14 protein-coding genes are annotated in these 14,408 nt (G+C 56.5%); 6 read left to right on the forward strand and 8 right to left on the reverse strand.

The window, feature by feature from the left end; all coding sequences use genetic code 11:
• The first annotated feature begins 69 nt into the window (after nucleotides 1-69).
• The 5 genes from ALMA_RS00775 (at nucleotide 70) to gndA (ending at nucleotide 7,485) form a co-directional block, all read left to right on the forward strand.
• On the forward strand, nucleotides 70-1,056 hold the full coding sequence (locus ALMA_RS00775) for a TatD family hydrolase (protein WP_094725965.1): 987 nt from the start codon (nucleotides 70-72) through the stop codon (nucleotides 1,054-1,056).
• A 101-nt stretch (nucleotides 1,057-1,157) separates the two neighbouring features.
• A complete protein-coding gene (locus tag ALMA_RS00780; protein ID WP_094725966.1) occupies nucleotides 1,158-3,704 on the forward strand; it encodes a KUP/HAK/KT family potassium transporter in 2,547 nt (848 codons plus the stop codon).
• Nucleotides 3,705-3,773: 69 nt separating this feature from the next.
• On the forward strand, nucleotides 3,774-4,631 hold the full coding sequence (locus ALMA_RS00785) for a class II glutamine amidotransferase (protein ID WP_094725967.1): 858 nt from the start codon (nucleotides 3,774-3,776) through the stop codon (nucleotides 4,629-4,631).
• A 28-nt stretch (nucleotides 4,632-4,659) separates the two neighbouring features.
• A complete protein-coding gene (locus ALMA_RS00790; RefSeq protein ID WP_094725968.1) occupies nucleotides 4,660-5,916 on the forward strand; it encodes a glutamate-cysteine ligase family protein in 1,257 nt (418 codons plus the stop codon).
• A gap of 117 nt (nucleotides 5,917-6,033) precedes the next feature.
• Complete coding sequence (gndA, locus tag ALMA_RS00795; RefSeq protein WP_094725969.1) at nucleotides 6,034-7,485, forward strand: NADP-dependent phosphogluconate dehydrogenase; 1,452 nt, start codon at nucleotides 6,034-6,036, stop codon at nucleotides 7,483-7,485.
• Between the two features lie 501 nt (nucleotides 7,486-7,986).
• Here the strand turns inward: gndA and ALMA_RS00800 are convergent.
• Complete coding sequence (locus ALMA_RS00800) at nucleotides 7,987-8,586, reverse strand: hypothetical protein (protein WP_211278313.1); 600 nt, start codon at nucleotides 8,584-8,586, stop codon at nucleotides 7,987-7,989.
• Nucleotides 8,587-9,034: 448 nt separating this feature from the next.
• Between ALMA_RS00800 and ALMA_RS08235 the strand changes: the two genes are divergently transcribed.
• Nucleotides 9,035-10,285 (forward strand): MFS transporter, encoded by a 1,251-nt coding sequence (locus tag ALMA_RS08235; protein WP_244568811.1) that lies wholly within the window; start codon nucleotides 9,035-9,037, stop codon nucleotides 10,283-10,285.
• Here the strand turns inward: ALMA_RS08235 and ALMA_RS00815 are convergent.
• From ALMA_RS00815 to ALMA_RS00845, 7 genes are all read right to left on the reverse strand, one after another.
• Nucleotides 10,282-10,743, reverse strand: coding sequence for a hypothetical protein (locus ALMA_RS00815; protein WP_094725970.1), 462 nt, complete (start codon nucleotides 10,741-10,743; stop codon nucleotides 10,282-10,284). The two genes, ALMA_RS08235 and ALMA_RS00815, sit on opposite strands and share 4 nt — an antisense overlap.
• Before the next feature lie 109 nt (nucleotides 10,744-10,852).
• Entirely contained in the window at nucleotides 10,853-11,326 is a 474-nt protein-coding gene (locus ALMA_RS00820) for an RrF2 family transcriptional regulator (RefSeq protein ID WP_094725971.1), read from the reverse strand.
• A gap of 3 nt (nucleotides 11,327-11,329) precedes the next feature.
• On the reverse strand, nucleotides 11,330-11,767 hold the full coding sequence (locus ALMA_RS00825; protein WP_094725972.1) for an SRPBCC family protein: 438 nt from the start codon (nucleotides 11,765-11,767) through the stop codon (nucleotides 11,330-11,332).
• Nucleotides 11,768-12,337 carry an NAD-dependent epimerase/dehydratase family protein gene (locus ALMA_RS00830; protein ID WP_094725973.1) on the reverse strand — a complete coding sequence of 190 codons (570 nt, stop codon included), beginning with the start codon at nucleotides 12,335-12,337 and terminating at the stop codon, nucleotides 11,768-11,770. It abuts the gene before it with no gap.
• 186 nt (nucleotides 12,338-12,523) lie between these two features.
• Complete coding sequence (locus tag ALMA_RS00835) at nucleotides 12,524-12,709, reverse strand: hypothetical protein (RefSeq protein WP_211278314.1); 186 nt, start codon at nucleotides 12,707-12,709, stop codon at nucleotides 12,524-12,526.
• Between the two features lie 166 nt (nucleotides 12,710-12,875).
• The gene (locus ALMA_RS00840; protein WP_094725974.1) at nucleotides 12,876-13,562 is read right to left on the reverse strand and encodes a methionine ABC transporter permease; all 687 of its coding nucleotides are present in this window, start codon (nucleotides 13,560-13,562) and stop codon (nucleotides 12,876-12,878) included.
• A 3-nt stretch (nucleotides 13,563-13,565) separates the two neighbouring features.
• The gene (locus tag ALMA_RS00845) at nucleotides 13,566-14,402 is read right to left on the reverse strand and encodes a methionine ABC transporter ATP-binding protein (RefSeq protein ID WP_094725975.1); all 837 of its coding nucleotides are present in this window, start codon (nucleotides 14,400-14,402) and stop codon (nucleotides 13,566-13,568) included.
• Between the last annotated feature and the right edge of the window lie 6 nt (nucleotides 14,403-14,408).

A 14,408-nucleotide genomic window follows, 5' to 3' on the forward strand; every position in this document is an offset into this window, starting at 1 on the left:
TCTCTCTTGAAGCCCGAGTTTCCCCTCGGGCTTTCTCTTTTTTATGCGCCAAACGAAGGAGAGGATGAATTGGCTAAAAAACATAGAAGCAGAGCGTGGGCAGAAGCTCCAGAACGGCTTGCCGCGCCCATCATAGATAACCATACGCACATCGCATCTGTAGTGCAGTACGCCATGTCCATGAGCGCTCAGGCAGCCCAGCGCCACATGCCTGACGTACCCGTGTACGGGGTAGAAGGCCTCATTCAGCGCGCGCAGGCCGTAGGTGTGGCGCATATGGTGGATGTGGGCTGCGAGCTGCCGAATCTCGAGCGCGCAGTGAATCTCGCGAAGCAGTATCCGGACGTTATGAAAGCAGCTATAGCCATCCATCCGAACGAAAGCGTGCTCCACGGTCACCGAGGCGCCAGCGGTCCAGACGGACTCGACGTGCGCTATAAACCGTGGCATGACGTCAGTTTCGAGGATGCACTCGCACGCGTGCACGCGCTCGCTTCTCAGAGTCCAGACGACGTGGTGGCCATAGGAGAGACGGGGCTGGATTACTTCCGTACGGGAGAGGAAGCTCGCGCAGCGCAGCGGGAGGCTTTCCGTGCGCATATCTCGCTTGCGAAAGAACTCGGCCTGGCTCTGCAGATTCATGACAGGGATGCGCACGAGGATGTCATCGATATTCTCCTCAAAGACGGTGCTCCCGAACGTACCGTTTTTCATTCCTTCTCTGCAGATGCGGCTGTGGCTGAGATAGCGAATGAGCACGGCTGGTACCTGAGCTTCTCTGGCACGCTCACCTATAAGGCGAATGAACGCCTGCGTGAAGCACTGCGCATCCTCGACAGGCGCCACATCCTCATAGAGACGGACGCGCCTTACCTCACTCCAGAGCCATACCGCGGGCGTACGAATGCCTCGTATCTGACTCCGTACACGCTCCGCGTGATGGCTGACGTGCTCGGTCTGAGCGAGGAGGAGACTGCACGCCTCACCTTCACGAATACGGTGGATGCATATGGCCTGCCGTATGTGCTGCCCCTCCACGGGCAGATGTGCGTGTAAAATAGAAACTTATGATTACCGGCACGTGGCACCCCACGCGCTGACGACAGCTTTCGGTGAGCTAGAGGGAAAGAAATCCTGGTACCAGGTGGAGATCATATATGGTGTCTGAATTAGGCGCAGATAATACTCAAGACTCTGGTCTTGCGGACTTAGCAAAGGGTGTGGCTGAGCAGCAGTCGAACGACGCGGCTGAGAGCCATCAGACCCCGCAGGACGCGACGCAGTCCTCGCAGGGCGAGTCCGCAGCGGCTGCGGGAGAATTGGCAGAAGCAGAAAAAGCCGAAAAAGTAAGCCAAACTGCGGAAATCCGCGTCACGACCACGGCTGATCAGATAGCGCTCGACCTCGCCCAGACCGGCGCCATTCTGCCGCCAGAAGGCATCACGAAAGCGCCGAAGATAGATAAGCATGCCGTCTCCGAGGAGGAGATAGAAGCCAAGCGCCTGGCGGAGGAAGAAGCGCGCCGCACAGCCGAGCTGCAGAGTAAGAAGGCATACACGCCGCTCGGACGGTGGTGGAGGAAGCTGCAGACGTCCCAAGATAAAATCTCGCTGGGCATGATGATCGTGGCGCTCGGCGTGGTGTACGGGGACATCGGAACCTCGCCACTCTACCTCGCGCAGTCCTTCGTGAGCGGCCAGGGCGGCATCCAGAATGCAGACCGTCCGGCGGTGCTCGGCATGCTCAGCCTCTTGTTCTGGTCGGTCACGCTCATCACCACGGTGAAGTACGTGTTCATCGCCATGCGCATCGATAATAAGGGCGAAGGCGGCATCTTCGCGCTCTTCTCCCTCGTGAAGCGCTATGCGAAGTGGCTGTGGATTCCGGCCATGGTGGGCGGCGCGGCATTCCTCGCGGACTCTGTGCTTACGCCAGCCGTGTCCATCTCCTCGGCAGTCGAAGGTCTGAAGACGCTGGCGCCACTGGAGGGACTCTTCGAGGAGAACCAGTCGCTGACTCTCGTCATTACCACCATCATCATCGTCATCCTCTTCCTTATTCAGTCACGCGGTACGGAAAGCATCGGTAAAGTCTTCGGGCTCGTGGTGCTCGTGTGGTTTACCTTCCTGGCGGTGACGGGCGTCATGGCCATCGGTGGCGACTGGACCATCTTCGAGGCTCTGAACCCGCTCTATGGCATCGAGTACCTCGTAGACCCGCATAACCACGCGCATCTGGCCATTATGGGCACAGTGTTCCTGGCCACCACGGGTGCCGAGGCGCTGTACTCGGACATGGGACACGTGGGCCGGGGGAACATTTATGCCACGTGGCCGTACATTAAGATTTGCCTCATGCTGAACTACTTCGGCCAGGGCCAGTGGATCATCCAGAACCAGACGAATGTATCCGTGCAGACCATCGAAAACCTGAACCCATTCTTCCAGATGATGCCAGAAACCGTGCGCTACGTGGCTGTGGTTCTGTCTGTGGTGGCGGGCATCATCGCCTCGCAGGCGCTCATCACGGGCGCGTACACCATGGTGTCCGAGGCGACCGGTTTGAACTGGATGCCGCATCTGCAGGTACGCTACCCGAGCCGTACGCGCGGCCAGCTGTACATTCCTGTGGTGAACTGGGTGCTTATGTTCGCCACGCTCTCCGTGCTCTTCATCTTCCAGGATTCCGAGCGTATGACGGCCGCGTATGGACTGGCGCTGACGGTGACTATGATCACCACCACGGTGCTCCTCGCGGCATACATCTGGTGGGGAAAGAAGCAGCGCGTCGCTGCCATCATCTTCACCATCATCTTCCTGGCCATCCAGATCCTCTTCTTCATCTCCTCTATGTCGAAGTTTATGACGGGCGGCTGGTTTACCACGCTCGTGACCATAGCCATCTTCGGCATTATGTACACGTGGGATACGGGGACGAAGGTGGAGCGCAGCCAGCGCCGCCACATGTCTCCGGAGGACTTCCTGCCGGCTTTGAACGTGCTACATAACGATGAGAAGATTCCGCTGTATGCGGATAACATCGTCTACCTCACTTCGGATACGGAGCTGCGCCGCCTGGATACGGACATCTTCTACTCCATTTTCGCGGACCATCAGAAGCGTGCGCGCGCTTGGTGGGCGGTGTCCGTCTTCGTGACGGATGACCCGTATACGCGCGAGTATTCCGTAGAAAACTTCGGCACGGACTTCCTCTTCCGCGTGCGCATCCGTCTGGGCTTTAAGGTCAGCCAGAATGTGGCCACGTATCTGCATCAGATCATGCATGAGCTCATCGACGACGGCACACTGCAGCCGCAGACGAGCATTTATCCGACGGTGGACGAGGATCCGGAGATAGGCTCCATACGGTACGTTCTCATCCATAAAGAGCTCATGCCGGAGTCGAAGATTACGACGTCTGGCGCGCTCGCGCTACGTATGAAGTACGCTATCCGTAAGGCGGCCGGTTCGCCTATTAAGTGGTTCGGCCTGTCCACATATAACCCGCTCGTGGAGGTGCAGCCGCTGTTCGTGTCTACCTCTCCTGTGGCGCCGCTCAGGAGGGTCAATCTTCGCAAGACTAAAAAACCTATCACCCTCGAAGCGGTTCTCGCGAAGAAGGCGGCGAAAGCGGGCATCCCGGTCGATGTGGCTGCCGCGGAAGCACTCGAAAACAGTACAGATGCTGAAAATACGCAGGGTTAGTGGCGGTTATAAGTTTTCGCGATAACGGGGCAGGCGTGTTCATGCGTCTGCCCCGTTAGGGTTATACACATGTGCAGATTACTCGGATATCTTTCAGCAGACTCAGACATCACGCTGCGTGATGCCATAGGCTCTGACCAGCTCGATGCGTTTAAGGAAGTCTCGCGCATCCATAACGACGGCTGGGGAGTGGATGGGATAAACACCACGCACCGCGCTGCACACGTAAAAGATGGCGGCGCCGAAAGTCCTGAAGTCTTCGAGAGTATCTACCGCACCACGGAGCCAGCATTCCTCGACCATAACTTCGAATCTCTGGCCTCCACTCCTGCGCGCAGTGCCATCTTCCACTTGCGTCTGGCATCCTCGAACCTTCCTCTCATCCCAGAAAACCAGCAGCCTTTTACGGCAGACGGTATCAGTTTCGCCCATAACGGAGATATTTCGTCCGAAGACGGCGTGAATCTGGTTCATAATGCGGACGTACTCGTTACGCCATATGAGATAGCGCAGACGGGTGGAAAGTCTGACTCCGCCATCTACTTCGCGCACATTCTGCACTTTACCCAGCTCGGCCATGCTCTCGACGTGGCTGTGGAAGAAGCCATCGCTGCTCTGCGCGAGCAGTATAAGGATTCCTCGTATAACTGCCTCGTGCAGACGAAGACCACGCTCGTGTGCGCGAATGCCGCCGGGCATGACTACCTCGCTGACCGCGTGGCAGAAGTCTACGACGCGTATGGTCAGCGCGAGAAGGCGAAAGACTACCGCGTCATCCGCTATAAGGCGATTCCCAGTGGTGTGGTGGTAGCGTCCTCTGGCTTCGACCAGAAGGAAGAAGACGGCTGGAAGGAACTTCCGAAGAACCATATCCTCGTGGCGGATAGCGCTACTGGTACATTCGAGATACGGCCACTGGCCGCATAACGCAGAGCCTCTCATCTAAGGTATTCTCATGCATAATGATTTTCCGTATTACCACCTCGACCGCGCGGTAAACCCACGTCATGTCCAGTCTCTCGTGGAGTTCTACGAAGCAGGCTGTAAGCCACGAGACCAGTATGGTACGGGCGTAGAGATAGAACACCTTCCAGTACGCGAAGGAACGGATGAAGCGGTGACCTATGCTGAGCCGCATGGCATCCGTGAGGTACTCGAGGAGCTGGCTGAGCTCTACGATGCGAGTAAAGAGTACCGCGATGGAGATGCGCTACTGGGACTGGGCCGAGGAAAGATAGCGGTCTCTCTCGAGCCAGGTGGGCAGATAGAGTGCTCGCTGGGCGTGCTCGAGCAGCCGGATGAGCTGAATGACCTCTATGCACAGTTCCGTGCAGACATCGACCCTATCCTCGCGCGCCATGGCATTCGCCTCGTGACCTACGGATACACTCCCGTGACTTCTGCGCGGGACATCACCATCATCCCGAAGACGCGGTATGCAGCCATGAATGAGTACCTCGGGCGTGTGGGAAGCTACGGCTGGAATATGATGCGCTGCTCAGCATCCACGCAGGTGAGCTTCGACTTTTCGAGTGAAGCGGATGCCATAGAAAAAATGCGTATGGCTGTGGCTGTAGGGCCGCTGCTCGGCTACTTCTTTAGAAATACCCCGTACTTCGAGGGGCGGGAGAATGAGCTTCCTCTCCTGCGTCAGCACATGTGGGAAGGCATAGGAAGTGGACGTGCGGGGACGAACCCGGGGCTCTTCGATGCCCACTATGGCTTCGAGCAGGCGGCCATAGACGCGCTGGCCACGCCGCTCATGGTGGCGGATACCACGCACAGTCCGGACGCTGCACGCCAGGGCGTGTGGACGGCTCCGTTCGAGAATGCGGCAGACGTCTACCCAGACCGCGCGCTTAACGAGTATGAGATAACGCACATTATCTCCACGCACTTTACGGATGTGCGTCTGAAAAACTTCATCGAGATGCGTCACTGGGACTCGCTACCTCTCGACCGCGCGAGGATTCTGACGGACCTCGTGGTGAAGCTGTTCACGAATGAGGAAGAATTGGCCAGAATAAGCGGATACTTCGAGGGCGTACGCGCGCTCGACGTGAACGCCGCAAAGCTCGACCTGCAGGCGCACGGCGAGGACGCGCGGCCGTACGGGCAGAGTCTCGACTTCTGGCGCGAGTTCCTCCACGCGGAAAGCACGGGCGCGGATATCCCGGGTGACGCCGCGCATCCGGACGTCTTCCAGAAGTAACGGCGATACTCGGACAGCGAAAAATCCGCACGCGCTTTCTACCGCCCCCAGTACACTAGGAGGCAGAAGAGTTTTCTCATCATCAGCAGATTTATCCGCAGAAGAAAGCGTGGAAAAATGGCAGAAGCACAAGCAAACATCGGTGTCGTGGGCCTGGCCGTCATGGGCTCAAACCTCGCACGTAACCTCGCACGTCATGGGAACACCGTGGCCGTGTATAACCGTTCGTACGGCCGCACCGAGACGCTTATCCAGGAGCACGGCAGCGAAGGCACCTTCGTCCCAGCGAAGACCATCGAAGAGTTCGTGGGCAGCCTCGCGAAGCCTCGCACTGCCATCATCATGGTGAAGGCTGGCGAGCCTACGGACGCTATGATTAACGCGCTCGCAGACGCTATGGAGCCAGGCGACATCATCGTAGACGGTGGTAACGCATACTTCCCAGATACCATCCGCCGTGAAAAGGCCATCCGTGAGCGTGGACTGCACTTCGTGGGCTGCGGTATCTCCGGTGGCGAAGAGGGCGCTCTGAACGGCCCATCCATGATGCCTGGTGGCACGGATGAGTCCTGGAAGACCCTCGGACCTATCCTCGAGTCCATCGCTGCAGTGGCTGAAGGCGAGCCATGCGTGACGCACATCGGCCACGATGGTGCCGGCCACTTCGTAAAGATGGTGCATAACGGCATCGAGTATGCAGACATGCAGCTCATCGGCGAGTCCTACGACCTGCTGCGTCGCGGCCTGGGCATGAGCGCAGAGGAGATCGCCTCCACGTTCGACGAGTGGAATAAGGGCGAGCTGGACTCCTACCTCGTCGAGATCACGGCAGAAGTGCTCCACCACGTGGATGCGAAGACGGGTAAGCCATTCGTGGACGTGGTCGTGGACCACGCTGGCATGAAGGGCACGGGTACGTGGACTGTCCAGACTGCACTGTCTCTGGCCACCCCAGTAACCGGCATCGCCGAAGCAGTGTTCGCACGTGGCCTGTCCTCCATGGTGGCGCAGCGTGAAGAAGTAAAGAATAAGCCACTGGCAGGTCCTGACGGAAAGATAGCGTACGCTTCTGAAGAAGAAAAGGCTGCCTTCGTGGAGGCAGTGCGTCAGGCGCTCTATGCGTCGAAGATAGTGGCATACGCGCAGGGCTTCGATGAGATCCGCGCTGGTGCTGCAGAGCATGACTGGAGCATCGACCTCGGCGCAGTGGCACGCATCTGGCGTGGCGGCTGCATCATCCGTGCGAAGTTCCTGAACCGCATCTCGGATGCATTCGACTCCGGCGAAAAGTTCGAGTCCCTGCTGCAGGATGCATACTTTAAGGCTGCAGTGGAGAACGCACAGGACGCATGGCGTAACGTGGTGGCCACCGCTGCTCGCGTGGGCATCCCAGTGCCAGCATTCTCCAGCTCCCTGTCCTACTATGACGGTCTGCGTTCGGACCGCCTGCCAGCAGCCCTCATCCAGGGCCAGCGTGACTTCTTCGGTGCACACACCTACGGTCGCGTGGACATGCCTGGCACTTTCCACACTCTGTGGAGCGGAGACCGCAGCGAAGTCGAGGCGTAAGGTTTCTGAGAGGCGGCTTTGCGCTCTCGTTCGCTCTCGCTCGCTCCTGCTCGGAGCCCTGCTAGTGGATTGAGCTGACCGAGTGGTTCTCTGGGAATATACGATACGCTCAGCTGCCTGCCATCATTACTATTATGAGAGGGGTGAGACTCGCACGATATGCGAGTCTCACCCCTCTCATAATAATAGAGTGTCGTGTGCTTAAGAGGTCTTCGCTAAATTCGGATGAAGACGATGTGGATTAATCAGGATGACGACTTCTATACCAGTAGATGTAGGGTACGGTACATGCCATACCGACAGGATAAATCCATTCTGACCAGGAGAGCCATGACGAATAATGGAAAAAGGCTTTGTATGTCCAGATGTCCGAAAGTATGCGCGCCAGCACGAGCGTAATAAGAGAATCTCGAACTATGTCGAAGATTAGGCGTGATTTTGCGTTCCGGTCATGATTCTTTCCATTATCCAGATGGAGTGATTTTTCTTCTTCGGAATCTATCATAGTGAACCTCGGCAGTTCCATGCTGCAGATGCGAGAGCGATACCTATTCCTACAGGTCCGCCTAGTGATTTCACGAGAGATGCTCCTAAGATACGAGCTACTGTGCGGGCGGTGAGTCCCCAATTCCATGCTTTTATGCCTGTTTTAATAGCATTAATGAGTCCGGAGGATATCTTTCCGCGAGGTAGGCCTATGCCATCCATGGCTACACAGAGTGCAAACTCGCCGATGCCCATTGGCTTGATATGGCGCTGATGGGAAGTAATCAGAGAAGGTGTGGATGTATCATGCGGCAACCTATTTAGCGTATCTGCAAGGCGATGTAAGTCTGTACTGCTCTGGTCGAAGCCGTCAGCACGAAGGTGGGTATCATTTACTATGAAGATGTCTTCTTCTGTGAGCTCGATGTATCGGGTGAAGAGTATCTCTACGTCTTTTTCTAGAGCGCTCTCCTCGCTATATGTGAGCGATGAAGAAGAAGGTTCAGCTCCCGTTGGGAGGGTGCTTGCATGGGACAGCACCATGGTGGAGAAGCATATAGCTAAAGCTGTGAGAGCTCCTATGAGTGCGTAATAGAATCGTTTCGTAGTAACCACTGTGTTTCTTCTTTCTCATAATCGACGGTGACGGTGAGGAATGATTTTCCTCTGTAGTGGCGTGTGTTCGCCGCTAGGATTCATACTATATTATTTAGAGAAAAGTCAATTAGTAATCTTTGCAAATATATACTCTCAAGTTAGTTAATCCGCTTTACTTAAGGGAAGTCAAACGTTTTACTTGTGTGGAAAATATAAAAAGTGGTATATCGACATTGTATATATTCTACAAAGAAGTTAATGTATGTACAGGTTCGCATAAGGAGAAAAATATTCTGTAAGAGTGTGAGTCGTCGGCGTGTCGTTCCCCCCCCGATAGAGATGAAAGGACTACGATGAGAGTAGCTTTCGGGTGTGGGGGGCATGATGCGTAGAGTGTGCGTCATGCAGAGGTACGGCTGCTGGAAAGACTGAGGTAGCGCCGAAAGTGTATGACGAGGTGGTAGAGATGCTTTCAGTAAAAACGGCGAGAGAGCTCATGCGAACGCGATTTATCGATCGCTTCCCCTATAACTTCCGCCAGCTCATTTACGGAAAAAGCTTCCTGAACGTCGCGGACAGCTTTTACGCGGTGGCTGTATCCGTAGGCCTCGTGGCGGTGTATCACATCGACGCGGGCACGCTGTCCTCGTTTACGCTCGTATCCATGCTGCCGGCCATGTTCGGCTTCCTCTTCGGTCATATCATCGACCGTATCCGCGCGAAGAAGGCCTGGCTGGTGGTCTGCCAGAGCGTGTACGTTCTGCTCGTGGCGCTCATCGCCGCCTGTTTATACTTCCGGCTTCCTGTTTTCGCGCTTTTTGCTGTCAATTTTCTCTTTTCCTGCGTTTCGACCCTCATCGGAGCCATAGACACGAGCATCGTGCCGCAGGCGCTCGATGATGATGAAAAACTCATCGAACGCTCTGTAGATGTGCAGTACCTCACAGGAAACATCCTGAACATCGCCTCAAACTTCGTCGCCTCGCTCCTGCTCGGCGTAGTTACGTACGCCGTGGTGCTAAATGCGAGTATCCCGTTCTTCGTGGCAGGAGTATTCTTCTTCTGGAGGATGAAGATATCAGTGCGCGCCTCAAGCGAGAGCACTGAGGCAGAGCCTGTGAAGCCTGTGAAGCGGGAGAGCTTCACTCATGGTGTCGCAGACTCCGTCCGCTACTTCGCTCGCCAGCGCGTGCCCTCGTTCATCATCCTGTGTGAAGCATTCCTGAGCGGCGCTCTCGATGTACTACTCGCCCTCATTCCGCTCTACCTCATCAGCATTCACGTGGATGTGGCATGGCTGGGGCTCGTTCTGGCCATTCAGCAGGGTGCGGATCTGGTGGGCTCGCTCATCGCGCCATTCATTACCATAGAGTCCACGTGCTTCTTCTGCTGGGATTATATGACCTCAGGAACGGCTCTACTACTCGTCTTCCTCGTGCCGTGGATACCAGCGAAAGTGGCACTCTTCGCGCTCGCTTTCGTTATTATAGGTATCTCGGGAAATTACTTCAGTAAGATGCTGTTCAGCTCCTATGACCACACGCGTCTCGGGAGCGTAGATACCATCATCCGCGCACTCTATGCCATCTTCGGCATCGCCTTCCTGCTCGTACCGAACTTCTACAGTAATATTACGGTGCTGGGCATCGTCTTGAATGCGCTGACCGTGGCGTTCGGCATCGCGCTGGCTGCGAGGATCTACCTGCGCGCTGCCTAAGCTCGTATGCTTCGCCGTACGCTCGCCGCTATAGCTGCTGCAAAGAGCGGAACCATCGTCGCTGTGAACCAGGCGAAGAGCATGGGAGGATTGCCCTCGTGGAGGACACTCGAGACGGTAAACGGAAGAAGAAAGCCGAAACCAGCCTCAGCGAGTGCGCACCAGAAGGTGACGCGCAGATACGCGTCGAGAGAGCGCTTTTCAGGCCGCGCGAGCGAAAACTGCCAGACGGTGTACAGCACCCACGCGCCCGCCGGCACGAAAAGCAGGAAATACAGGATCATAATGGGCATGTACATCCACATATAGCGCGGTTCCTGGGCGAACTCGTCGGCGATGTAGAGGTATCCCACGAGCGCTACGGCTGCGCCGGCGAGGAGAGTGCACGGGCCGAGGAAGGCAGTGAGGGCTCGGGTAAGTGCGGATGGTGGACGTGTAGATGACGTGAAGCGGTCCATGGCGCGAACTCCTTCTGAAGAAAGTATCGACGGTGACACTTCTCAGTCTAGAGACCGCCAGAAGGAGGATATGTGAATTCACCGCACTTTCACGCTTTTTCACCGTGCGCTACACATCTGCCTCCGCCCGAGCATTCCAGTCGATAACGCCCTCCTCATACACGTCGTCGCGCAGTAGATCAGAAATCTTCAGCGTATCGAGGCGTGCGTAGAAATCGTTCAGCCCGCCTTCGAGAGTCTCGCGCACGCGCTGCTCCACGAGGGCCACGTGCGCGGCGTCATCATAGATCTGATGCGCCATATGCTTAAACTCCACTACGTCCGCATGCAGCTCGAGGGCGAAAAAGACGTCCTTGAGGCTGATGTCTTCCACGCTTTTTGCGAGCTGATATCCGCCCGTTTTGCTCGCGCTGGAGGCCACGAGTCCGGCCTTCGAGAGCTTCATGAGGATTTTTTTCAGGTACGAGTCCGAGACGTCGAGCACGCTGCTGAGCACCTGGCTTTTGACCGGCGTGTGACCTTCCTGCAGTGCGAGCATGGTCAGGACGTATGTGGCCTGCTCGAAGCTTTTGTTTAGTTTCATTTCTTATTCCAATTCTTTCTTACCCTGCCGCAGGATACTTCTATAGAGTAGTCTCGCCATCGTACCAGCTGCTTGACTCAGCGCGGTCTGCTTCCATGGGGTGGGAACGTCCACTTCTATGGTCCACGTCACGCGCGTGATGTCCTCGCAGATGCTTTCGAAAAGTACCTCGGTAAAGTCCTGGCGCACACTGGGGAAAGACTTCGTGACGCGGTAGTGGATGGTGTGGCCGGGGTCTACCGCGGTGATTTCTTCGTGGTACCAGCCTGCCACCATGAGGATGTCGCGCTCGGAGCCAGCCTCATGCTGGGTGTCTGTGGCCCAGGTGGAGCGGAAAACGAGGGGAGCGTGGGCGAAGTTCTCCGAGTGGTAGAACCACGTGAAGACCTCCTCGCGCGGGGTGCAGATGTCGTCTTGGATGGCCACGGTGACGGCAGTCATTTAGCGTACCAGCTTCGAGACGAGCTCATGAGCCACGTCGCTGACGAGGACTGGCTTCATATTCGCTGTGAACATGCCGAAGAACTTGAAGACAGGAACCATCTTCGCCAGAGCATCGCTGCGGCCGCCACCGTAGACCACAGTAGGCTCCACTACTTCCGTGCGGATGCCGCTGGCCTTGAGGGTCTCTGCTATGCGCTTCTTTCCTTCGAGGAAGGACTTCGGGCCGAGCTTTCCGCCGATGAAGCCCATGGCTTTCACCTGCTTTTCGCGAGCGAGAGTGAGCATGACGTCTGCTGGCTTATCGTTCACGAGGGCGAAGGTGGATGCATCACTTTCTGGACGTCCCACGAAGTCCACGATGTAGTCCACCTGCTCAGGAAGCAGAGCGCGGACTGACTCGACGGAGGTCACATCTGCAGTGAGAGTATGAATGCGTGGGCCAGTGAGCGTGCTCTGGCCGGAGCGGGAGATGACATAAAACTGTGCTGTAGGATCCACGCGCATCCATTCTTCTGTGGTCGCGCGACCGATGTATCCATTACCGCCGAGGAGGACGATGTTTGTCATGAGAATCTTCTTTCTAGGAGAATTAATATCGTAAGATAAGTGTATAACCTAGGATAAAAATTGTCAAAAGAAGAAAAATGAAGCACAGAACGCAACAGGCCGTACGCCCGGAAAATCACGGGGGATACGGCCTGCTATCAGCGACGACTCGCGCGTGTCGCGGCGAGGTTCAGCGCGGTGCGGTGTTTACAGGTTCGCGCCGAAGAACTCCTTCACCTTCGCGTTCACAGCCTTCTTGAAGGCGGCGTCGCTCATGTAACGTGTGTCCGCGTGCTCGCCGGCTATCATGAGCAGAGGCTGATCGATGAGATTCATGTGATTCTCATCGTCGAAAGCCATGAGGTGAGCGAGGTTTTCGGTGGTGTAGCGCATGTGTGGCAGTCCAGATGAGCGCCCACATACTTCACTTCACCAGTCTGTACGTATGCCGTACGAGCCTCAGCGGCACCATAGAGTACCAGAGTAACCTGCAGTAAGCGAGTGAGGAGACTGCGAGGGGCCTGTGAGGGGCCTGTGAGGGCGGGGAAGCCCCTCACGCTTACTTCGTGTGGTGGTCTATGGCCTTCGCACTCGCATCTCCCACGCTCTGCACCACTTGGACGAGGATGATGCACAGAATGACTGCCACAGTCATGACGTCATACTGGTAGCGCTGGTATCCGTAGCGGATAGCGATGTCACCCAGACCTCCCGCGCCTACGGTGCCAGCCATGGCAGAGAAGCCGAAAAGGGTGACGAAGGTGAGTGCTGCTCCTCGGATAAGCGATGGCAAGCTTTCGGTAAGAAGCACTTTAAAGATGATCTGCAGTGAGCTCGCTCCGAAGCTCTGCGCGGCTTCTATGAGACTTCCATCTACCTCAGCCAGAGACTGCTCCACTACGCGGGCTACGAAAGGAGCGGCTGTGATGACGAGCGGAACCACAGCTCCGGGAACGCCGAGGGATGTGCCCACGATGAGACGGGTGAAAGGAATAAGCGCGACGAGCAGGATGATGAATGGCACAGAGCGCACGAGATTTACTATGCCACTGAGTACTGCATGCACAGCAGCATTCGGGCGAATGCCTGTCTTCGCTGAAGTGATAAGCAGTACTCCTGCAGGAAGACCCAGAACATAGGCGAGGAGGGTAGACGCAGCGGTCATCACCATGGTATCGATGACGCCCTGTGTGAGCAGTTCACCGTATTCAGAGAGGAATGCGGATGCGAAAGAAAGGAAACTCATGGGTTACTTCACCGCCTGTTCTGCTGTGAGCGTGGACGCTGCTGCTGAGGGCGCTGCTGCCGAAGCTCCAGTACCGTGCGCATGATGGTTCGCATTCGCGATGAGTGTGCGCAGAATGTCGCTCTGAGGATTTTCGAAAAGCTCTTCTGTCTCGCCGAGCTCTACGATGCGACCACCATCTATCATGGCCACGCGGTCGCAGATGTTCCGCGCTACGGACAGGGAGTGGGTGATGAGCACGAGAGTGACGCCCAGCTCTTTATTAATCTTATGAAGAAGCTCGAGGATCTGTACAGTGGTGGTCGTATCCAGCGCGCTGGTCGCTTCGTCGCACAGCATGATGGATGGTTTATTCGCCAGAGCGCGCGCTATGGCCACACGCTGCTGCTGTCCGCCAGAGAGCTGACTCGGGTAGCGCTTTTCGAAGCCGGCCAGTCCCACGAGGTCGAGCAGATAGCGCGCTCGCTCCTCGCGCTCTGCGCGGCTCAGACGCTCGGAACGGGGGACTATCTCGAGAGGAAAGGTGACGTTCTGCAGGATGGTGCGCTGCTGGAACAGGCTAAAATTCTGGAAGATCATGCCTATTCCCGTGCGCAGCTGCGCCAGCTCGCGTCCGCGCACATGCGTCACATCGCGTCCATCGATAAGCAGACGTCCCGAGGACAGTGGCTCGAGAAGATTGATACAGCGCACGAGCGTGGATTTTCCCGCTCCGGAAGAGCCGAGAATGCCGAAGACCTCGCCGGACTCGATGGTCAGCGAGATGTTATGGAGTACCTCGCGCGAGGCGGAGCCATCCGCCCCCGGATAGCTCTTATGGAGATGTTCTATCTGAATCATGAAAAA

The organism is Alloscardovia macacae, assembly GCF_002259705.1.
GTDB lineage: Bacteria > Actinomycetota > Actinomycetes > Actinomycetales > Bifidobacteriaceae > Alloscardovia > Alloscardovia macacae.

Excerpts from the sequence above, each read along its gene's own strand:
- ALMA_RS00820 (WP_094725971.1), bottom strand. The coding sequence starts at position 11,326 with ATGAAACTAAACAAAAGCTTCGAGCAGGCCACATACGTCCTGACCATG.
- ALMA_RS00815 (WP_094725970.1), bottom strand. The coding sequence starts at position 10,743 with ATGGACCGCTTCACGTCATCTACACGTCCACCATCCGCACTTACCCGA.
- gndA (WP_094725969.1), top strand. The coding sequence starts at position 6,034 with ATGGCAGAAGCACAAGCAAACATCGGTGTCGTGGGCCTGGCCGTCATG.
- ALMA_RS00830 (WP_094725973.1), bottom strand. The coding sequence starts at position 12,337 with ATGACAAACATCGTCCTCCTCGGCGGTAATGGATACATCGGTCGCGCG.
- ALMA_RS00780 (WP_094725966.1), top strand. The coding sequence starts at position 1,158 with ATGGTGTCTGAATTAGGCGCAGATAATACTCAAGACTCTGGTCTTGCG.
- ALMA_RS00790 (WP_094725968.1), top strand. The coding sequence starts at position 4,660 with ATGCATAATGATTTTCCGTATTACCACCTCGACCGCGCGGTAAACCCA.
- ALMA_RS08235 (WP_244568811.1), top strand. The coding sequence starts at position 9,035 with ATGCTTTCAGTAAAAACGGCGAGAGAGCTCATGCGAACGCGATTTATC.
- ALMA_RS00785 (WP_094725967.1), top strand. The coding sequence starts at position 3,774 with ATGTGCAGATTACTCGGATATCTTTCAGCAGACTCAGACATCACGCTG.
- ALMA_RS00845 (WP_094725975.1), bottom strand. The coding sequence starts at position 14,402 with ATGATTCAGATAGAACATCTCCATAAGAGCTATCCGGGGGCGGATGGC.
- ALMA_RS00840 (WP_094725974.1), bottom strand. The coding sequence starts at position 13,562 with ATGAGTTTCCTTTCTTTCGCATCCGCATTCCTCTCTGAATACGGTGAA.
- ALMA_RS00825 (WP_094725972.1), bottom strand. The coding sequence starts at position 11,767 with ATGACTGCCGTCACCGTGGCCATCCAAGACGACATCTGCACCCCGCGC.
- ALMA_RS00835 (WP_211278314.1), bottom strand. The coding sequence starts at position 12,709 with ATGCGCTACACCACCGAAAACCTCGCTCACCTCATGGCTTTCGACGAT.